The organism is Kitasatospora sp. NPDC088346, assembly GCF_044740765.1.
Lineage (GTDB): Bacteria > Actinomycetota > Actinomycetes > Streptomycetales > Streptomycetaceae > Kitasatospora.
Genome location: NZ_JBIURH010000076.1, coordinates 1 through 22,851 on the forward strand (window position 1 = coordinate 1; position 22,851 = coordinate 22,851).

3 protein-coding genes are annotated in these 22,851 nt (G+C 77.8%); all 3 read left to right on the plus strand.

Translation table 11 applies throughout. The annotated features are described in order from the left end of the window. The coding region (locus ACIOFR_RS39310) for an acyltransferase domain-containing protein (RefSeq protein WP_401005192.1) at positions 1–1,350 on the plus strand (1,350 nt) is incomplete at its 5' end. 16 nt (positions 1,351–1,366) lie between these two features. Further along, positions 1,367–16,084 carry a type I polyketide synthase gene (locus ACIOFR_RS39315; protein WP_401005193.1) on the plus strand — a complete coding sequence of 4,906 codons (14,718 nt, stop codon included), beginning with the start codon at positions 1,367–1,369 and terminating at the stop codon, positions 16,082–16,084. Positions 16,085–16,150: 66 nt separating this feature from the next. Continuing rightward, positions 16,151–22,851 (plus strand): type I polyketide synthase (locus ACIOFR_RS39320; protein WP_401005195.1); only part of this gene is annotated, 6,701 nt, incomplete at its 3' end.

The window sequence follows — 22,851 nt, forward strand, 5'->3', positions numbered from 1 at the left end:
GCCGGCGCCCTCACCCTCGACGACGGCGCCCGCGTCGTCGCCCTCCGCAGCAAGGCCCTGCGCCGCCTGGAGGGCAAGGGCGGCATGGTCTCGGTGTCGGCGGGCCCCGATCGGACCGCCGAGCTGCTGCGCGGGTACGGCGAGGAGTTGTGCGTGGCCGCGGTGAACGGCCCGCAGGCGGTGGTGGTGGCGGGTGCGCCGGAGCCGCTGGCGGCGCTGCTGGCGGACTGCGCCCGGGCGGGGGTACGGGCCAGGGCGATCCCGGTCGGGTACGCGGCGCACTCGCCGCGGGTGGCCGAGGTGCGGGAGCGGCTGCTGGCGGACCTGGCACCGGTACGGCCGCGGGCGGCGGCGGTGCCGCTGTACTCGACCGTGACCGGCGGGCCGGTCGACGGCGAGCTGCTGACCGCCGGGTACTGGTACCGCAACCTGCGCGAGCCGGTGGCCTTCGACGCGGCGACGCGGGCCCTGCTGGCCGCCGGGCACGGCCTGTTCGTCGAGGTGAGCCCGCATCCGGTGCTGGTCGCGGCGGTGGACAGCTCGGCGCAGGCCGCCGGTTGCCCGGCGGCGGCGGTCGGCACGCTGCGGCGCGACGACGGCGGGCCCGACCGCCTGCTGCGGTCGCTGGCGGAGGCCTGGGCCTGGGGGGCGCCGGTCGGGTGGCGGGCCGGGCGGCCGGCCCGGCCGGAGCTGCTGCCGACCTATCCGTTCGAGCGGGAGCGGTACTGGCTGGCGACGCCGGGCCGCGGTGGCTGGGCGGCCGGACCTCCCGGGGAGCGGCCCGCCGCGCCGGACCCGGGCCCGCAGGACGGGCCGCAGTCCGATCCGGGGGCCGAGCTGGCGGACCGGTTGGCGCCGCTGGACGACGGCGACCGGCGCCGGGTGCTGCTGGAGCTGGTGTGCGCGCACGCGGCCGCCGCCCTCGGGCACAGCCGGGCGTCCGCGGTCCACCCCGAGCGGGCCTTCGCCGAGCTGGGCTTCGACTCGATGCTCGCGGTGCGCTTCCGCAACCGGCTGTGCACGGCCACCGGCCTCGCACTGCCACCGACGGCGGTCTTCGACCATCCGAGCCCGGCCGCGCTGGCCGCCTTCCTGCACGGGGAGCTGTGCCCCGCGCCGAGGGAGCCCGCCCAGGCCGAACTGGACCGGCTGGCCGCGGTGCTGGCCGCCCTGGGGCCGGACGCGCCGGGTGCGGCGGCGGTCGGCAGCCGGCTGCGGGAGCTGCTGCGCGCCTGGGGCGAGCGGACCGCCGCCGGCCCCATGGACGGGCCCGGGCCCGCCGCGGAGCTCGGCGCCGCGACCGCCGACGAACTGTTCGACCTGCTCGACAACGACTTCGGAATGGCCTGAGGGAGAACTGGGACCGATGCAGGACAACGAGAAGCTCCTCGACTACCTCAGGCGTGCCACGGCCGATCTCGGCGCCGCCCGGCAGGAGTTGCGCGCCGTGCAGGACGCCCGGCACGAGCCGGTGGCGATCGTCGCGATGGGCTGCCGCTACCCGGGCGGGGTGGGCTCCCCGGAGCAGCTGTGGGAGCTGGTGGAGCGCGGCGGGGACGCGATCGGCGACTGGCCGGACGACCGGGGCTGGGACGTCGGCCGGCTCTACCACCCGGATCCGGAGCGGACCGGCACCTCGTACACCCGCAGCGGTGGATTCCTGTACGAGGCGGGCGAGTTCGACGCGGGCTTCTTCGGGATCAGCCCGCGCGAGGCCCTCGCCATGGACCCGCAGCAGCGGCTGCTGCTGGAGACCTGCTGGGAGACCGTGGAGCGGGCGGGGATCGACCCGACGACGCTGCGCGGCAGCCGGACCGGGGTGTTCGCCGGGGCGATCGGCAACGGCTACGGCTCGGGGGCGCGTCAACTCGCCGAGGTGGAGGGGCTGCTGGACACCGGGACGGCCGGCAGCGTGGTCTCCGGGCGGGTCTCGTACACGCTCGGGCTGGAGGGTCCGGCCGTCACCGTGGACACCGCCTGCTCGTCCTCGCTGGTGGCGCTGCACCTGGCGGTGCGGTCGCTGCGGTCCGGGGAGTGCTCGCTCGCACTGGCCGGCGGGGTGTCGGTGATGGCGACCCCGGACGCGTTCGTGGCGTTCAGCCGGCAGCGGGCACTGTCCGCGGACGGCCGTTGCAAGGCGTTCGCCGCGGCCGCCGACGGGACCGGCTGGGCCGAGGGCGTCGGGGTGCTGCTGCTGGAGCGGCTCTCGGACGCCCGGGCCAACGGGCACCGGGTGCTGGCCGTGGTCCGCGGCACGGCGGTGAACCAAGACGGCGCCAGCAACGGCCTGACCGCGCCCAACGGCCCCTCCCAGCAGCGGGTGATCACCGAGGCGCTGGCCGACGCCCGGCTGTCCGCCGCCGACGTGGACGCGGTCGACGCGCACGGCACCGGCACCCGGCTCGGCGACCCGATCGAGGCACAGGCGCTGCTGGCCACCTACGGCCGGGGGCGCCCGGAGGGCCGGCCGCTGTGGCTGGGCTCGCTGAAGTCCAACGTCGGGCACAGCTCGGCGGCGGCCGGGGTCGGCGGGATCATCAAGATGGTGCAGGCGATGCGGCACGGCGTGCTGCCGAGGACGTTGCACGTGGACGAGCCGTCGCCGTTCGTGGACTGGTCGGCGGGCGCGGTCGAGCTGCTCACCGAGGCCCGCCCCTGGGAGACCGACGGGCGGCCGCGCCGGGCCGGGATCTCCGGCTTCGGCGTGAGCGGCACCAACGCGCACGCGATCGTCGAGCAGGCCGAGGAGGAGCGCCGGGCCGAGCGGGAGGACGGCGACGACACCCTCGCCGGTCCGCTGCCGTGGGTGCTGTCGGCCCGCGACCCGCAGGCGCTGCGCGCCCAGGCCGCCGCCCTGGCGGGCCTCCTCGCCGACCGGACGACCGACGGAACGACCGACGGGCCGACCGACGGCCCGGCCCGCGGCGCGGCCGCCGTCGGCCGGGCCCTGGCCACCACCCGGGCGGCCTTCGAGCACCGCGCCGTCCTGGTCGCCGCCGACGACGCGGGCTTCGCCACCGGCCTCGACGCGCTGGCTCGCGGCGAGGCGGCGCCCGGCCTGGTCCGCGGCACCGCGGGTCCGGCCGGGAAGACCGCGTTCGTCTTCCCCGGGCAGGGCTCGCAGTGGGCCGGGATGGCGGTCGAACTCCTCGACTCCGCCGAGGTGTTCGCCACCGCGATGGCCGACTGCGAACGCGCCCTCGCCCCGCACGTCGACTGGTCCCTCACCGACGTCCTGCGCTCCGGCGACCCGCTGGAACGCGTCGACGTCGTCCAACCCGCCCTGTTCGCCGTGATGGTCTCCCTCGCCGCGCTGTGGCAGTCGTACGGGATCGCGCCGGACGCGGTGCTCGGGCACTCCCAGGGCGAGATCGCGGCCGCGGTCGTCGCCGGGGCACTCACCCTGGAGGACGGCGCCCGCGTCGTCGCCCTGCGCAGCAGGGCCCTGCGCCGCCTGGAAGGCGAGGGCGCGATGGCGTCGGTGCCGCTGCCGGTCGAGCGGCTGGCCGGGCTGCTGGAGCGCTGCGCGGGCCGGCTGTCCGTCGCGGCCCTCAACGGCCCGGCCTCGACGGTCCTGTCCGGCGACCCGTCGGCGATCGCGCTGCTGCTCGCCGAGCAGCCGGACGCCCGGCGGATCCCGGTCGACTACGCCTCGCACTCCGCGCAGGTGGAGCGGATCCGCGAGGAGCTGGCCGCCCAGCTGGCGGGGCTGCGCCCGGTGGCCGCCCGGGTGCCGTTCTTCTCGACCGTGGACGGGAGCTGGCTGACCGGCGAGGAGCTGGACGCCGGCTACTGGTACCGCAACCTGCGGCAGACCGTCCGCTTCGAGCCTGCCACCAGGGCGCTGCTGGAACAGGGCTACCGGTACTTCGTGGAGGCGAGCCCGCATCCGGTACTGACCTTCGGGGTGCAGCAGACCGCGGAGGCGGGGGACTTCGAGGCGGCCGCACTGGGCACGCTGCGCCGTGAGGAGGGCGGCCCGGAGCGGTTCCTGCTGGCCCTCGGCGAGGCGCACTGCGCGGGCCGCTCGCCCGACTGGCGGACGGTGTTCGGCGGGCGCTCCGGAGGGGCGGTCGACCTGCCGACCTACGCCTTCCAGCGGCGCCGGTACTGGCTGGAGGCCGGTGCGGTGGCCGCGGAGCAGGCAGATCCGGCCGCCGAGCGGTTCTGGGCGGCCGTGCGCGACGGCGACCTGCCGGAGCTCGCCGCGACCCTCGGGGTCGGCGCCGAGGACCCGCTGAGCACGGTGGTGCCCGCGCTGGCGGACTGGGACCGCCGGCGGGGCGAGCGCGGCACCGTCGACGCCTGGCGCTACCGGGTGGAGTGGCGGCGGCTGCCCGAGCCGGAGCCGGCCGCACCGTCCGGGCGCTGGGTGCTGCTGGTCCCGGCCGGGCAGGCCGGGCACCCGCTGGTGGCGGCCTGCGCGGCCGCGCTGGCCGCCGCCGAACTGACCACCGTCGAACTGGCCGCGGCCGACGCCGACCGGACGGCGCTGGCCGACCGGCTGGCCGGGCCGCTGGACGGCGTGCTGTCCCTGCTGGCACTGGACGAGCGGCCGCACCCCGACCACCCGGTGGTCCCGGTCGGGGTGGCGCTGAACCTGGCGCTCGCCCAGGCCCTCGGGGACCTGGGCTCGCGGGCCGCGCTGTGGTGGGCGAGCAGCGGCGCGGTCGCGGTCGGCCCGCAGGACCGGCCGCCGGTCGCCGCCCAGCAGCTGAGCTGGGGGCTGGGCCGGGTCGCGGCGCTGGAGTACCCGCGCGGCTGGGGCGGCCTGCTGGACCTGCCGCCGGCGCTGGACGAGCGGGGTCCGGTGCGGCTGGCGGCGATGCTGGCCGGGCGCGGCGGCGAGGACCAGGTGGCGCTGCGCGAGGGCGCCCCGTACGGCCGGCGGCTGGTCCGCGCGCCCGCCGCCGCTGCCGCCGCGGGGCGGCCGTGGCGGCCGCGCGGCACGGTGCTGGTCACCGGCGGCACCGGCGGGGTGGGCACCCGGATCGCCCGCTGGCTGGCCGCCGCCGGGGCCGAGCACCTGGTGCTGGCGGGCCGGTCCGGGCCGCGGGCGCCGGGGGCGGCCGAGCTGGCCGAGGAACTGACGGCGCTGGGCTGCCGGGTGACCCTGGCCGCCTGCGACGTCGCCGACCGGGCGGCGCTGGGCGACCTGGTGGCACGGCTGGCGGCCGACGGCGACGAGGTCCGCTCGGTGCTGCACGCGGCCGGGGCGGGCCTGCTGGTGCCGCTGCCCGACACCGACCTGGCGGAGTTCGCCGACACGCTGTACGCGAAGGTGGGGGGCGCGGCCAATCTGGACGCGCTGTTCCGGGACGCCGAGCTGGACGCCTTCGTGCTGTTCTCCTCGATCTCCTCGGTGTGGGGCAGCGCCGACCACGGCGCGTACGCCGCCGCCAACGCCTACCTGGACGCCCTCGCGGAGGACCGCCGTTCGCGCGGCCTGGCCGCGACCTCGGTGGTGTGGGGCATCTGGGACCCGGAGGGCGGCGCGGGGATGGCCGCGCACCTGGTGGAGGAGCAACTGCGGGCGCAGGGCATCGTCTTCATGCCGCCGGCGCTCGCGGTGACGGCCCTTCAGCAGGTGCTCGACCTGGACGAGGCGGTGCCGGTGGTCGCCGACGTGGACTGGGCGCGGTTCGCGCCGGTGTTCACCTCGGCCCGGCCGAGCCCGCTGATCTCGGAGCTGCCGGAGGTGTCGGCCGCGCTGGCCGGGGAGCCCGCCGGGGAGGGGCCCGGCGGGGCGTCGGCCGAGCTGCGCGAGCGGCTGCGTCCGCTGCCCGCCGCCGAACGGGACCGGGCGCTGACCGAGCTGGTCCGGGGCCGGGCTGCGGCCGTGCTGGGGCACGACTCGCCGGCCGCGGTGGAGCCGGGCCGGGCCTTCCGCGACCTGGGCTTCGACTCGCTGACGGCCGTGGAGATGCGCAACCGGCTGAACGAGGCGACCGGTCTGCGGCTGCCGGTGACGGTGGTCTTCGACCACTCCTCGGCGTCCGCGCTGGGCCGCCACCTGGCCGCCGAGCTGTTCGGCACCGCCGCCGGCCCGGCGCCGGTGGTGGCGCCGGTGGTGGCCGCGCCGGACGAGGACCCGGTGGTGATCGTCTCGATGGGGTGCCGCTACCCCGGCGGGATCGACTCCCCCCAGGAGCTCTGGCAGGCCCTGACGGGCGGTCTGGACGCGATCTCCGAGCTGCCCGCCGACCGGGGCTGGGACCTGGCGGGGCTGTTCGACGCCGACCCGGACCGGCCCGGGACGAGCTACTCCACCGCGGGCGGGTTCGTGCACCGGGCGGGCTGGTTCGACCCGGCGTTCTTCGGGATCAGCCCGCGCGAGGCCCTCGCCATGGACCCCCAGCAGCGGCTGCTGCTGGAGACCTCCTGGGAGGCGCTGGAACGGGCCGGGATCGACCCGGCGACCCTGCACGGCCGCCCGGTGGGGGTGTTCGCCGGCGCCGCGTACCAGGGGTACGGCGGGTCGATGGACCGGGTCCCGGACGAGCTGGAGGGCCTGTTCATCGCGGGTGTCTCCACCAGCGTGCTGACCGGCCGGATCGCCTACACGCTGGGGCTGCGCGGGCCCGCCGTCACCGTCGACACCGCCTGCTCCTCCTCGCTGGTGGCGGTCCACCTGGCGGCCCGGGCGCTGCGGGCGGGCGAGTGCGACCTCGCGCTGGCCGGGGGCGCCGCCGTGATCGGCACCCCGCTGTCGCTGACCGGGTTCAGCCGGCAGCGCGGCCTGGCCGCCGACGGCCGCTGCAAGTCCTTCTCGGCCGCGGCGGACGGCTTCGGTCTGGCGGAGGGCGTGGGGCTGCTGGTGCTGGAGCGGCTCTCGGACGCCCGCCGCAACGGGCACCCGGTGCTGGCGGTGCTGCGCGGCTCCGCCGTCAACCAGGACGGTGCCAGCAACGGACTGACCGCACCGAGCGGCCTGGCCCAGCGGGAGGTGATCCGGCAGGCCCTCGCCGACGCCGCGCTGACCACCGCGGAGGTGGACGCGGTCGAGGCGCACGGCACCGGCACCCGGCTCGGCGACCCGATCGAGGCGAACGCCCTGCTCGCCACCTACGGCCAGGACCGCCCCGCGGACCGGCCCCTGCTGCTCGGCTCACTCAAGTCCAACCTCGGCCACACCCAGGCCGCCGCCGGCGTCGCCGGGATCATGAAGATGGTGCTGGCCATGCAGCACGGCGTCCTGCCGAGGACCCTGCACCTGGACGAGCCCACCCCGGACGTCGACTGGACGGCCGGCGCGGTCGAACTGCTCACCGAGGCCCGCCCGTGGCCGCGGGTGTCGCGCCCGCGCCGGGCGGGCGTCTCCTCGTTCGGGCTGAGCGGCACCAACGCGCACGTCATCGTCGAGCAGCCGCCCGCCGAGGAGCCCGCCCCCGGCCCCGCCGGGCCGGCCGGCGTCCCGAGCGCCGTGCCGTGGGTGCTGTCGGCCCGCAGCGCGGACGCCCTGCGGGCCCGGGCCGAGCAGCTGCGCACGCTCGCCGACCGGGGGCACGACCCGCGGGACGTCGGCCGGGCCCTGGCCCGGACCCGGACCGCGTTCGAGCACCGGGCGGCCGTGGTCGGCACCGGGCCGGACGACTTCCGGCGCGGCCTGGACGAGCTGATCGCCGGCCGGACCGCCGCCACCGTGGCCCGGGGCGTCGCCGGGCAGCCCGGACGGACCGTGTTCGTCTTCCCCGGCCAGGGCTCCCAGTGGCCCGGCATGGCACTCGGCCTGCTGGACACCGAACCGGTCTTCGCCGAGCGGATCGCCGCCTGCGAGCAGGCCCTCGCCCCGTACGTGGACTGGTCGTTGACCGAACTGCTGCGCTCCGGGGACCCGCTGGAGCGGGTGGACCTGGTGCAGCCGGTGCTGTTCGCCGTGATGGTCGCGCTGGCCGGACTCTGGCGCTCCCACGGCATCGAGCCGGCCGCCGTGGTCGGCCACAGCCAGGGCGAGATCGCGGCGGCCTGCGTGGCCGGGGCGCTGTCGCTGGAGGACGCGGCCAAGGTGGTGGCCCTGCGCAGCAAGGCGCTGCGGGCGCTGTCCGGCCGCGGCGCGATGCTGTTCGTGCCGCAGGCGGTGGAGACGCTGCGCGGGCGGCTGGCCGCCTGGGGCGACCGGATCGGCGTCGCCGCCGTCAACGGGCCGACCTCGGTGGCGCTCTCCGGCGACCCGCGGGCGCTGGCGGAGCTGGCCGCCGAACTGGCCGCCGACGGCGTGCTGAACTGGCCGATCCCCGGGGTGGACTTCGCCGGGCACTCGGCGCAGGTCGAGGAGATCGAGGCGGAGCTGCGCGCGCTGCTGGCCGACGTCCGGCCGCGCGGCAGCGAGGTCGCGTTCTACTCGACGGTGACCGGCGGCGCGCTGGACACCGCCCGGCTGGACGCCGGGTACTGGTACCGCAACCTGCGGCAGCCGGTGGAGTTCGGGCGGGCCGCCCGGGCGCTGCTGGCCGACGGCTACGACGTGTTCGTGGAGGCGAGCACCCACCCGGCGCTCACGGTCTGGCTCCAGGAGGCCGTCGAGGCGGCCGGGGGCGGCGGTGCGGTGGTCGGCACGCTGCGCCGCGAGGACGGCGGCCGGGAGCGGTTCCTGACCTCGCTGGCCGAACTGCACGTGCTGGGCGTGCCGGTGGACTGGGCGGCGGTCTTCCCGGACGGCGGTGGCCGGGTGGAGCTGCCGACGTACCCGTTCCAGCAGCAGCACTACTGGCTGGTCCCGGCGGAGCGGGCGGACGGCCCGGCCGCGGCGGCGCCCGCGGACGGGCGGTTCTGGGACGCGGTCGAGCGGGAGGACTCCGCCGCGCTCGCCGCCGCCCTGCGGATCGAGGACGCGCCGACCCGCGGCTCGCTGGCCGCCGTGCTGCCGCCGCTGGCCTCCTGGCTGCGGCACAGCCGCGGCCGGGCCGCCGTCGACGGCTGGCGCTACCGGGTCGGGTGGCGTCCGCTGCCGGCCGCCGGGACGGGCCGCCCGCAGGGCCGCTGGCTGGTCGCCGTCCCGGCCGGCGCCGGTGGCGACCCGGCGGCCGAGGGCTGCCTGCGGGCGCTCGCCGAGCACGGCGCCGAGGCCACCGTCTGGGAGGTCGCGGACACCGGCCGGGCGGCACTCGCCGCACGCCTCGCGGAGCTGCGGCCGGACGGCGTGCTGTCGCTGCTGGCCCTGGACGAGCGGCCGTACGCCGAGGGGTCGGCGCTGCCGGCCGGGCTGGTCGCCACGGTGGCGCTGCTCCAGGCGCTCGGCGACGCGGGGTCGGTGGCGCCACTGTGGTGCGCGACCCGCGGGGCGGTGTCGGTGGGCCGCTCCGACCGGCTCGCCGCGCCGTTGCAGGCGCTGGCGTGGGGCCTGGGCGGGGTGGCGGGGGTGGAGTACCCGCAGCGCTGGGCCGGGCTGGTCGACCTGCCGGAGCTGCTGGACGCGCGGGCCCGGGCCCGGCTGGCCGGGCTGCTGGCCGGCGGCGACGGCGAGGACCAGGTGGCGCTGCGCCCGTCGGGACTGTACGGCCGGCGGCTGGAGCGGGCGGCGGCCACGGACGGCGGGGCGCCGTGGGCCCCGGCCCCGGACGGCACGGTGCTGGTCACCGGCGGGACGGGCGCGCTCGGCGCGCACGTCGCCCGCTGGCTGGCCCGGTCCGGTGCGCGGCACCTGCTGCTGACCGGCCGTCGGGGACCGGACGCGCCGGGCGCCGCCGAGCTGGTCGCCGAACTGGCGGCACTGGGGGCGAGCGCCACGGTGGCGGCCTGCGACGTCGCGGACCGCGCGGCGCTGGCCGCGTTGCTGGCCGCCGTCCCGGCCAAGCGTCCGCTGCGGGCCGTGGTGCACGCGGCCGGCGTGCTGGACGACGGCGTGCTGGACGCGCTGACCCCGGAGCGGGCCGCGGGGGTGCTGCGGCCCAAGGTGGACGCCGCGCTCCACCTGGACGAGCTGACCCGGGGCCTGGACCTCCAGGCGTTCGTGCTGTTCTCCTCGCTGGCCGGGACCCTCGGCGGCACCGGGCAGGGCGGCTACGCGGCGGCCAACGCCTTCCTGGACGCCCTGGCGCAGCGGCGCCGGGCGGCGGGCCGGACGGCGACGTCGGTGGCCTGGGGTCTGTGGGGCGGGGAGTCGCTGGCGGGCGGCGCGACCGGCGAGCGGCTGGTCCGGGACGGCCTGCCGGCGATGGCGCCGCAGGCGGCCGTCGCGGCGCTCCAGCAGGCGCTGGACCAGGACGACACCCGGGTGGTGGTCGCGGACTTCGCCTGGGAGCGGTTCGTCCGCGCGTTCACCGCGCTGCGGCCGAGCGCCCTGCTGCGGGACCTGCCGGAGGCCGTCCGGGTGGCCCCGGAGGCGGCGGGTGACGACGTGTTGGCGGCCCGGCTGGCCGGGCTGGACCGGGCCGGGCGGCTGGCCGCGGTGACCGAGCTGGTGCGGACGGAGGTGGCCGGGGTGCTGGGCCACCCCGATCCGTCGGCGATCGAGCCGGAGCGGGTGTTCAAGGACATCGGCTTCGACTCGCTGACCGCCGTGGAGCTGCGCAACCGGCTGGCCGGGGCCACCGGGCTGCGGCTGTCGGTGACGCTGGTCTTCGACTACCCGACCACGGCGGCGCTGGCCGGGCACCTGCTGTCCCAGCTGCCCGGCGGGGCGGCGGCGCCGGTGGCGGCGGCAGCGGCGCCGTCCACCGGCGGGGCCGCCCCGGTCGAGGACGACCCGATCGCGATCGTCGCGATGGGCTGCCGCTTCCCCGGCGGGGTCGGCACCCCGGAGGAGCTGTGGCGGCTGGCCGTGGAGGGCACCGACGCGATCGGCGGCTTCCCGACCGACCGCGGCTGGGACCTGGAGGGGCTGTACGACCCGGACCCGGACCGGGTGGGCACCACGTACACCCGCGAGGGCGGATTCCTGTACGACGTGGGCGACTTCGACCCGGCGTTCTTCGGGATCTCGCCGCGCGAGGCGGTCTCGGTCGACCCGCAGCAGCGGCTCCTGCTGGAGGTCGCCTGGGAGGCGTTCGAGCGGGCCGGGATCGACCCGCACACGCTCAAGGGCGGCCGGGGCGGGGTGTTCGTGGGCTCCAGCTACCGGGACTACGGCTCGCGGGTGACCCGGCCGTCGGAGGAATTCGAGGGCTACCTCGGCATCGGCAGCGCGGGCAGCGTGGCCTCCGGGCGGATCGCGTACACCTTCGGGCTGGAGGGCCCGGCGGTGACCGTGGACACCGCGTGCTCCTCGGCGCTGGTCGCGGTGCACCTCGCCGCCCAGGCGCTGCGGGCCGGGGAGTGCACGCTGGCGCTGGCGGGCGGGGTGAGCGTGATGGCCGGGCCGGACGCCTTCGTGGAGTTCAGCCGGCAGCGCGGTCTGGCCGCCGACGGTCGCTGCAAGCCGTTCTCGGCGGCCGCCGACGGCACCGCCTGGTCGGAGGGCGCGGGCCTGCTGCTGCTGGAGCGGCTCTCGGACGCCCGGCGGCTCGGGCACCCGGTGCTCGCGCTGATCCGCGGCTCCGCCGTCAACCAGGACGGCGCCAGCAATGGACTGACCGCCCCGAACGGCCCGTCCCAGCAGCGGGTCATCCGGCAGGCGCTGGAGAACGCCGGTCTCACCCCCGCGGAGGTGGACGCGGTCGAGGCGCACGGCACCGGCACCCGGCTCGGCGACCCGATCGAGGCACAGGCCCTGATCGCCACCTACGGCCAGGACCGGCCCGCGGAGCGGCCCCTGCTGCTCGGCTCGCTCAAGTCCAACCTCGGCCACACCCAGGCCGCCGCCGGCGCGGCCGGGATCATGAAGATGGTGCTGGCCATGCAGCACGGCGTCCTGCCGAGGACCCTGCACGTGGACCGGCCGTCGCCGGAGATCGACTGGACGGCCGGCGCGGTCGAGCTGCTGACCGAGAACACCGCCTGGCCGGACACCGGGCGCCCGCGCCGGGCCGCGGTCTCCTCCTTCGGGGTCAGCGGCACCAACGCGCACACCGTGCTGGAGCACGTCCCGGCGGCCCCACCGGCCGAGCCCGCCGTCCCCGGTGACCCGGCCGGCGAGGCCGGCCCGTGGCTGCTGTCGGCCCGGACCCCGGACGCGCTGCGCGCCCAGGCGGCCCGGCTGCTGGAGCACGTCGCCGAACGGCCGGGCACCGACCCGGGACCGGCGCTGGCCGGCGCCCGCGCCACGTTCGAGCACCGGGCCGCCCTGGTCGGCGCGGACCGCACCGGCGCGCTGGAGGCGCTGGCGGGCGGCACCGACCACCCCGGACTGCTGCGGGGAGCGGCGGGCCGGGGCGGCCGGACCGCGTTCCTGTTCTCCGGACAGGGCAGCCAGCGCGCCGGGATGGGCGCCGAACTGTACGCGGCGCACCCGGTGTTCGCGGACGCCTTCGACCGGGTCTGCGCCGAGCTCGACCCGCTGCTGGAGCGGCCGTTGCGCGAGGCGCTCGCCGACACCGCGCTGCTGGACCGCACCGAGTACACCCAGCCGGCCCTGTTCGCCCTCGGCACCGCACTGTTCCACCTCGCCGAACACTGGGGGGTGCGCCCGGACCACCTGCTCGGCCACTCGATCGGCGAGCTCACCGCGGCGCACGTCGCCGGGGTGCTGACGCTCCCGGACGCGGCGGCGCTGGTCGCCGCCCGGGGACGGCTGATGCAGGCGATGCCCACCGGCGGCGCGATGGCCGCACTGGCCGTCACCCCCGAGGAGCTGGCCCCGCTGCTCGCCGGGCGCTCCGGCGAGGTGGCCCTCGCGGCGGTCAACGGCCCGGCCGCCACCGTGGTCTCCGGCGACGAGGACGCGGTGCTGGAGATCGCCGCCCACTGGTCGGCACTCGGCCGCCGCACCCGCCGGCTGCGGGTGGGCCACGCCTTCCACTCCCCGCACCTGGACGGGATGCTGGAGGAGTTCCGCCGGGTCGCCGAGCAGGTGGAGTTCCACCCGCCGCGGATCCCGGTGGTCTCCAACGTGACCGGCACCGTCGCCACCGCCGAGCAACTGGCGTCCCCGCAGCACTGGGTGGACCAGCTCCGCGGCACGGTCCGCTTCGGGGAGGGCATCGCACACCTGGAGCGGGCCGGCGTCACCGCCTTCGTCGAACTCGGACCGGACGGCACCCTCACCGGCCTCGGCCGGGACTGCCTCTCCGAGGAGTCCGACGGCGCCCTGCTGGTACCCCTGCTGCGCCGCGACCAGCCCGAACCGGCCGCCCTGACCGCCGCCCTCGCCGGCCTCCACACCCACGGCACGGCGGTCGACTGGAGCCGGCTGTTCGGCCCGGCCGCGCCGGCCGACGCCGCCGTCCTGCCCACCTACGCCTTCCAGCGCCGCCGCTACTGGCTGGAGGCCACCGCGGCCGAGGCCGACCTGCCGTCGGCCGGGCTGCTCACCGTCGACCACCCGCTGCTCGGTGCGGCCGTCGAACTGGCCGGCGCCGACGGGTACCTGTTCACCAGCCGGCTGTCGTTGCGGGCGCAGCCGTGGCTGGCCGACCACCGGGTGTTCGACGGGGTGCTGTTCCCGGCGACCGGCTTCCTGGAGCTGGCCGTCCGGGCCGCCGACCAGGTCGGCTGCGGGCAGGTGGAGGAGCTCACCCTGGAGGCGCCGCTGGTGCTGACGCCCTCCGGCGGCACGGTCCTGCAGCTGGTGGTGGGCGCGCCGGAGCCCTCCGGGGCCCGGGCGCTGACCGTCCACTCCCGCCCGGAGGACGGCCCCGGGCCCTGGACCAGGCACGCCACCGGCCTGCTGGCCCCGGCCGGGCCCGCCGTCCCGGCCCTGCCGGACGACCCGGCGCCCTGGCCGCCGCCCGGCGCCGTCCCGCTGCCGGTGGACGGCCTGTACGAGCGGTTCGCCGCGGGCGGGTTCGGGTACGGACCGGCGTTCCAGGGCCTGACCGCGGCCTGGCGGCTCGGCGAGGAGGTGTTCGCCGAGGCCCGGCTGCCCGAGAGCGCGCAGGGGGACGCCGCCCGCTACGGGCTGCACCCGGCGCTGCTGGACAGCGCGCTGCACGCGCTGGTCTTCGACGTGCTGCCGGGCACCGGCCCGGAGGGCGAGAGCCAGGGCTGGCTGCCGTTCTCGTGGACCGGGGCTGCGCTGCACGCCCAGGGCGCGGCCGCCGTCCGGCTCCGGCTGACGCCGACCGGGCGGGACTCGGTCGCGGTGCTGGTCTCCGACACCGCCGGGCGGCCCGTCGCCTCCGCGGGGTCGCTGGTCCTGCGGCCGGTCTCCGCCGACCAGGTGCGCTCCGCCCGCACCGGGCATCACGAGGAGTTGTTCCGCACCGAGTGGACGGCGCTGCCGCAGGCCCCCGCCTCCACCTCCGCCGCCGTCTGGACCGAGCTGCCGTCCGGCGCCCGGCCGGCCGACCTCGCCGAGGAGGGTGCGCCGGTCCCGGCACTGGTGCTGGCCGGCTGTGCCCGGGAGCGCTCGGAGGCCTGCGCGGACTCCGTCCGGGAGGCCACCGGTCAGGCGCTGGCGCTGGTCCGGGAGTGGCTGGCCGACGAGCGGCTGGCCGGCTCCACCCTGGCGCTGCTGACCTCCGGCGCGGTGCCGGTCCACCCCGGCGACGACGTACCGGACCTGGCCCAGGCCGCCGTCTGGGGGCTGCTGCGCTCCGCGCAGACCGAGAATCCGGGGCGGTTCGTGCTGGTGGACGTGGACGACCTGGCCTCCTCGCGGGCCGCGCTGGGCGCGGCGCTGGCGTCGGGCGAGCCGCAGGTCGCGTTGCGCGACGGGCGGGCGTACGTGCCGCGGCTGGCCCGGGTGCCCCGGGCGGCCGAGGTGGAAACGCCGCACTGGGATCCGGAGGGCACCGTGCTGATCACCGGCGGCACCGGCGCGATCGGCGCACTGGTGGCCCGTCACCTGGTCACCGAGCACGGCGTCCGGCACCTGGTGCTGACCAGCCGCAGCGGACCGGCTGCCACGGGCGCGGCCGGGCTGCGGGCCGAACTGGCCGCGCTGGGCGCCGAGGTGGAGGTGGCGGCGTGCGACGCGGCCGACCGGGCGGCGCTGGCCGCGCTGCTGGACGGCCTGCCGGCGGCGCACCCGCTGACCGCCGTGGTGCACGCCGCCGGCGTGCTCGCGGACGGGCTGGTCGCGTCGATGACGCCCGACCAGCTTGCCACCGCGCTGCGGCCCAAGGTGGACGCCGCGGTGAACCTGCACGAGCTGACCGAGGGCGGCAAGCTGTCCGCGTTCATCCTGTTCTCCTCGCTGGCCGGGGTGTTCGGCGGGATGGGGCAGGGCAACTACGCGGCGGGCAACGCCTTCCTGGACGCCCTCGCGCACCGGCGCCGGGCCCGGGGGCTGGTCGGCGGCTCGCTGGCCTGGGGCCTGTGGGCGAACGGCGGTGGCATGTCCGGCGGGCTGGACGAGGCGGACCTGCGGCGGATCGCCCGCGGCGGCATCGTGGCGTTCGCCCCGGCGGAGGGCCTGGCGCTGTTCGACGCCGCGCACGCCCTCGACGAGGCGACGGTCCTGCCGGTGCGCCTGGACACCCGGGCGATCGCCGCCCAGGCCGGAACCGGGGGCGTCCCCGCGCTGCTGCGCGGCCTGGTCGCCGCGCCCGCCCGGCGCGCCACCGCCACCGCCGGGCCGGCCGACCCGGACGCGCCCGAGGCGCTGAAGCGGCGGCTGGCCGGACTGGCCGGGCCGCAGCGCGCCCGGGTGCTGCTGGAGGTGGTCCGCTCGCACGCGGGCCTGGTCCTCGGCTTCGCCGCCCAGGACACCGTGCCGGCCGACCGCGGCCTGCTGGAGCTCGGCTTCGACTCGCTGACCGCCGTCGAACTGCGCAACCGGCTGCGGGCCGCGACCGGACTGCGGCTGCCCGCCACCCTGCTGTTCGACCACCCGACCGCCACGGCGATCGCCGCGTACCTCGTCGACCGGCTCGACCCCGGTCCGGCCGTCCCGGTGACCGCCGGGCTCGCCGAGCTGGACCGGCTCGAACAGGCCCTCGCCGAGGGCGATCCGCACCCCGGACTCGCCGCCCGGCTGCAGTCCCTGCTGGCCCGGCTGCGCCCGGGCACCGCCGACGGCGGGCCGCAGGAGGCGCTGGCGGACCGGATGGGCGCCACCGACGACGACCTCTTCGACTTCATCGACAACGAACTCGGCATGCCGTGACGCATGCACCACTCCCCCGGCCCGCTCCCCGGCCCCTGCCGACGACGACGAAGGTGACCTGCACCGGTGAATGACGACAAGCTGCGCGACTACCTCAAGCGGGTGGCGGCCGACCTGCACCACACCCGCCGCCGGCTGGCCGAGGCCGAGGCGAAGGACCACGAGCCGATCGCGATCGTCTCGATGAGCTGCCGCTACCCCGGTGGGGTCGGCTCCCCCGAGGACCTCTGGGAGCTGGTCGCCGCCGGCACGGACGCCGTGACGCCGTTCCCCGCCGACCGGGGCTGGGACCTGGCCGCACTGGTCGACGCGGACCACGAGCGGCCCGGTACCAGCTGCGCGGGCGAGGGCGGGTTCCTGAGCGGTGTCGGCGCCTTCGACCCCGGCTTCTTCGGGATCTCCCCGCGCGAGGCCCTCGCGATGGACCCGCAGCAGCGCCTGCTGCTGGAGACCGGCTGGGAGGCGTTCGAACGCGCCGGGATCGACCCGGCCACCCTGCGCGGCAGCCGGACCGGGGTGTTCGCCGGTGTGATGTACCAGGACTACGCGGTCCGGCTGCGGCAGGTCCCGGACGACGTGGCGGGCTACCTCGGCAGCGGCAGCTCCGACAGCGTCGCCTCCGGCCGGGTCGCGTACACCTTCGGGCTGGAGGGGCCCGCGCTCAGCGTCGACACGGCGTGCTCGTCCTCACTGGTCGCGCTGCACCTGGCCTGCCAGGCGCTGCGGCAGCGGGAGTGCACGCTGGCGCTGGCCGGCGGCGCGATGGTGATGTCGACGCCGGTGCCGTTCGTGGAGATGAGCCGGCAGGGCGGGCTGGCCGCCGACGGCCGCTGCAAGTCGTTCTCGGCGGACGCCGACGGGACGGGCTGGGGCGAGGGCGTCGGCCTGCTGCTGCTGGAACGCCTCTCCGACGCCCGTCGCCACGGGCACCCCGTGCTGGCCCTGGTCCGCGGCACCGCCGTCAACCAGGACGGCGCCAGCAGCCGGCTGACCGCCCCCAACGGCCCCGCCCAGCAGCGGGTCATCCGGCAGGCCCTGGCGGCCGCCCGGCTGACCCCCGCCGACGTCGACGTGGTCGAGGCGCACGGCACCGGCACCCCGCTCGGCGACCCGATCGAGGCACAGGCCCTGATCGCCACCTACGGCGGGGACCGGCCGGCGGACCGGCCCCTGCTGCTCGGCTCGCTCAAGTCCAACCTCGGTCACACCCAGGCCGCCGCCGGCGTCGGCGGGGTGATCAAGATGGTGCAGGCGATGCGGCACGGCACCGTCCCGCCGACCCTGCACGCCGAACGGCCGTCCCCGCAGGTGGACTGGGCCGACGGGGCGGTCAGGCTGGTCACCTCGCCCACCCCCTGGCCGGAGACCGGGCGCCCGCGCCGGGCCGCGGTGTCCTCGTTCGGGGTCAGCGGCACCAACGGGCACGTGGTGCTCGAACAGGCCGAACCCGCGGAACCCGCCGCCCCCACCGATCCCCCGGCCACCCTGCCGTGGGTGCTGTCCGGCCACACCGCCGACGCCCTGCGCGCCCAGGCCCGGCGACTGCACCGCCACCTGACGGACCGTCCGGAGCTGACCCCGGCCGGGGTCGGCCACGCGCTGGCCACCGGCCGGGCCGCCCTGGAGCACCGCGCCGTCCTGGTCGGGGACGGCCGGGCCGCCCTGCTCGACGCGCTCACCGCGCTCGCCGACGACCGGGAGGCGCCCGGCCTGCTGCGCGGCCGGGCCGGCGCCGGCGGCGCGCTCGCCCTGGTCTTCCCCGGGCAGGGCTCCCAGTGGACCGGCATGGCCGCCGAACTGCTCGACACCGCACCGGTGTTCGCCGCCCGGATGCGGGAGTGCGCCGAGGCGCTCGCCCCCTACCTGGACCGCTCCCCACTGGAGCTGCTGCGCTCCGGCGAGGACACCGAGCGGGTCGACGAGGTGCAGCCGCTGCTGTTCGCCGTGATGGTCTCGCTGGCCGCGCTCTGGGCCTCGTACGGGGTGGTGCCGGCCGCCGTGGCCGGGCACAGTCAGGGCGAGATCGCCGCCGCGGTGGTCGCCGGCGCCCTCACCCTGGAGGACGGCGCCCGGGTGGTCGCCCTGCGCAGCAGGGCCCTGCGGGTCCTCGCCGGGCACGGCGGGATGCTGTCGGTGTCGCTGCCCGCCGAGCAGGTCCGGGAGCGGATCGCGCCGTACGGGGAGCGGCTGGCGCTGGCCGCCGTGAACGGCCCGTCCTCGGTGGTGGTCTCCGGCGAACCGGCCGCGCTGGCCGAGCTGCTGGAGCGGGTCACCGCCGAGGGCGGGCGGGCCAGGACGGTCCCGGTCGACTACGCCTCGCACGGCGCGCAGGTCGCCGCGGTCGAGCGAGAGGTGCTGCGGGAGCTGGCCGGGATCGTCCCGCGCCCGTCCGCGGTGCCGTTCTACTCCGCCGTCACCGGCGGCCTGCTGGACACCACGGCGCTGGACGCCGGGTACTGGTACCGCAACCTGCGGCACACGGTGGAGTTCGAACAGGCCACCCGGTCGCTGCTGGCCGACGGCCACCAGGTGTTCCTGGAGGCCAGCCCGCACCCCGTGCTCACCCCCGCCATCCAGGAGACCGCCGACGCGGCCGGCGCGGACGCGCTGGCCGTCGGCACGCTGCGGCGCGGCGAGGGCGGCCCGGCCCGGCTGCTGGCCTCGCTGGGCGAGCTGCACCTGCGCGGCGCCGCGATCGACTGGGACGCCGTCTTCGGGGGCCGCCCGGCCCGCGCCGAGCTGCCCACCTACGCCTTCCAGCGCGAGGACTACTGGCTGGACGACACCTCGGCGGCCCCCGGCGACCTGACCGCGGCCGGCCTGGAGGCCGCCGACCACCCGCTGCTCGCCGCCATGGTCACCCTCGCCGACCAGGACGGCGTGGTGTTCACCGGCCGCCTCTCCGCGCGTACCCACCCGTGGCTGGCCGACCACGCCGTGCGCGGACAGGTCCTGCTGCCGGGCACCGCGTTCCTGGAGCTGGCCGTCCGGGCGGGCGACCAGGTCGGCTGCCCCGGCGTCCGGGAGTTCACGCTCGGCGCGCCGCTGGTGCTGCCCGAGCAGGGCGGTGTGCTGCTGCGGCTGGCCGTCGGCGCCCCGGACGGGCACGGCGAGCGGCCGGTCAGCCTGCACTCCCGGACGGACGACGGGCCGGACGGCGACTGGGTGCGGCACGCCGAAGGACTGCTCACCGCCGTCACCGGGCCCGAACCGGAGCCGGCCGCCGGACCGGGACCCGCCGCCGACGGCGCCTGGCCGCCGCCCGGCGCCGTCCCCTTCGCGCTGGACGGCCTCTACGAGCGCTTCGCCGAGGCGGGCTTCGCGTACGGGCCCGCGTTCCAGGGTCTGACGGCGGCCTGGCAACTGGGCGACGAGGTCCTCGCCGAGGCCGTGCTGCCGCAGGACCTGCACGGGGAGGCGGCGCGGTTCGGGCTGCACCCGGCGCTGCTGGACGCCGCACTGCACGCCACCGGCCTCGGCCCGGCCGCCACCGCGCGGATGCCGTTCAGCTGGTCCGGGGTCACCCTGCACGCCTCCGGCGCCACCGCGGTACGGCTGCGGATCACCCCGACCGGGCCGGACACGCTCGCCCTGACCCTCTGCGACCCGGCCGGGCACCCGGTGGCCACCGTGGCGTCGCTGGCGCTGCGCCCGGCGCCCGCCGTGGCCGCGTCACCGGCGTTCCACCCGTCGCTGTACCGGGTGGAGTGGAGCCCCGTCCCGGCGTCCGCCGAGGGAGTCGGGCACGTGCTCGCCGCGGACCTGTCCGAGGTCGGGGCGGGCGGGGCGGTGCCCCCGGTGGTGCTGGTCCCCGCGGCCGGCGCCCCGACCGTCCGGGAGGCCGTGCACCGGGCGCTCGCGCTGGTCCAGCAGTGGCTGGCCGACGAACGGTTCGCCGGCTCCCGGCTGGTGTTCGTGACGGACGGCGCGGTCGCCACCGGCCCCGACGAGGACGTGCCGGACCTGGCGCACAGCGCGGTCTGGGGCCTGGTCCGCTCGGCCCGGGCCGAACACCCCGGCCGGTTCGGGCTACTGGACCTGCCCGCGGACGCGGCCGGTCTGATCCCGGCGGCGGCCGCCGCCTTCGCCGGTCTCGCCGGTTTCACCGGTGAGGACCAGCTCGCCGTGCGCGGCGGTGTCCTGCTCGCCCCGCAGCTGGCGAGGGCCGCCGACACCGGCGACCGCCCGCCGGCACTCGACCCGGACGGCACCGTGCTGATCACCGGCGGCACCGGACTGCTCGGCTCCACGGTCGCCCGGCACCTGGTCGCCGAGTACGGCGTGCGGCACCTGCTGCTGGCCGGCCGCCGCGGCCCGCAGGCGCCCGGTGCGGACGACCTCACCGACGAACTCACCGCGCTGGGCGCGACCGTGACCCTCGCGGCCTGCGACCTCACCGACCGCGAAGCGGTGGCCGCGCTGCTCACCGGGATCCCCGCCGGCCGGCCGCTCACCGCCGTGGTGCACGCGGCCGGCGACCTCGACGACGGCGTGGTCACCGCGCTCACCCCCGGGCGGGTGGACACCGTGCTCGCCCCCAAGGCCGAGGCCGCCCAGCACCTGCACGGCCTCACCCGCGAACTGCCGCTCGCCGCGTTCGTCCTGTTCTCCTCGGCGGCCGGGGTCTTCGGCGGCCCCGGCCAGGCCAACTACGCGGCCGCCAACGCCCACCTGGACGCCCTCGCCCAGCACCGGCGGGCGCGCGGTCTGGCCGGGCAGTCACTGGCCTGGACACTGTGGGAGCAGCGCAGCGCCCTCACCAGCCGCATCGACGCGGCGGACGAACGGCGGCTGGCCCGCTCCGGCCTGCCCGCCCTCACCACCGCGCAGGGCCTGGCCCTGCTGGACGCGGCGCTCACCACCGACCTGCCGGCGCTGGTCCCGATCCGGCTGGACCTCTCCGCGCTGCGCGCCGGGGCCGCGACCCGGCCTGTCCCCGCCCTGCTGAGGGGGTTGGTCGGCGGCCCGGCCAGGCGGGTGGCCGCGCAGCCCGCCGCCGCGGACGGCTCGCTCGCCGGCCTGCTGACCGGTCTGCCGGCCGCCGACCAGCAGGCCCGGTTGCTCACCCTGATCCGCACCCAGGTCGCGGCGGTGCTCGGCCACGCCTCCCCGGAGGCGGTCGAGGCCGGACGGGCGTTCCGCGACCTCGGTTTCGACTCGCTCGCCGCGGTCGAGCTGCGCAACCGGCTGAACACGGCGACCGGCCTGCGACTGCCCGCCACCCTGGTCTTCGACCACCCGTCCCCGGCCGTGCTCGCCGCCTTCCTGCGCGCCGAGCTGACCGGGGACCGGGCAGCGGCCGCTGCCGTACCGGTGGCCCGCGCGACCGGCGACGACCCGGTGGTGATCGTCTCGATGGGCTGCCGCTACCCCGGGGGCGTCCGCTCCCCGCAGGACCTGTGGCGGCTGGTCGCCGACGGTGCCGACGGCATCTCGCCGTTCCCGGCGGACCGCGGCTGGGACCTGGACGAGCTCTACCACCCCGACCCCGACCACCGCGGCACCTCCTACGCCCGGGAGGGCGGATTCCTCGACGCGGTGGGCGACTTCGACGCCGAGTTCTTCGGCATCTCGCCGCGGGAGGCGGTCGCCATGGACCCGCAGCAGCGGCTGCTGCTGGAGATCGCCTGGGAGGCGTTCGAACGGGCTGGGATCGACCCGACCGCGCTGGGCGGCACGGCGGCCGGGGTGTTCGTCGGCCTGATGCAGCAGGACTACGCGGCCCGGCTGCTGCCGTACATCCCGGAGGAGGTCGAGGGCTTCCTCGGCACCGGCAACTCCGGCAGCATCGTCTCCGGCCGGCTGGCGTACGTGTTCGGGCTGGAGGGCCCGGCCGTCACCGTCGACACCGCCTGCTCCTCCTCACTGGTGGCCCTGCACATGGCGGCCCGGGCGCTGCGGCACGGCGAGTGCGACCTCGCGCTCGCGGGCGGGGTGACGGTGATGTCCAGCCCCGAACTGTTCGTCGAGTTCAGCCGGCAGGGCGGACTGGCGCCGGACGGGCGCTGCAAGCCGTTCGCGGCGGCGGCGGACGGGACGGGCTTCGGCGAGGGAGCCGGCATCCTGCTGCTGGAGCGGCTGTCGGACGCGCGCCGCAACGGGCACCCGGTGCTGGCCGTGCTGCGCGGCAGCGCCGTCAACCAGGACGGCGCCAGCAACGGCCTCACCGCGCCCAACGGCCCGTCCCAGCAGCGGGTCATCCGGGCCGCGCTGGCCGACGCCGGACTGACCACCGCCGACGTGGACGTGGTCGAGGGCCACGGCACCGGCACCCGGCTCGGTGACCCGATCGAGGCGCAGGCCGTGCTCGCCACCTACGGCCAGGGGCGCCCGGAGGGCCGGCCGCTGTGGCTCGGGTCGTTGAAGTCCAACCTCGGTCACACGTCGGCGGCGGCCGGGGTCGGCGGGGTGATCAAGATGGTGCAGGCGATGCGGCACGGCGTCCTGCCCAAGTCCCTGCACGTGGACGGCCCGACGCCGCAGGTCGACTGGTCGGCGGGTGCGGTGGAGCTGCTCACCGAGGCACGGGACTGGGACACCGACGGGCGACCCCGGCGTGCCGGGGTGTCCTCGTTCGGTGTCAGCGGCACCAACGCACACGTGGTGCTGGAGGAAGTCCCCGCCGAAGACGCCACCGAGGCCACCGAGGCCACGGACGACGGCGTACTGGCGTGGGTGCTGTCCGCACGCTCACCCGAGGCACTGCGCGAACAGGCGGCTCAACTCACCACCGCACAGGGCGATCCCGCAGGCATCGCCCGCACCCT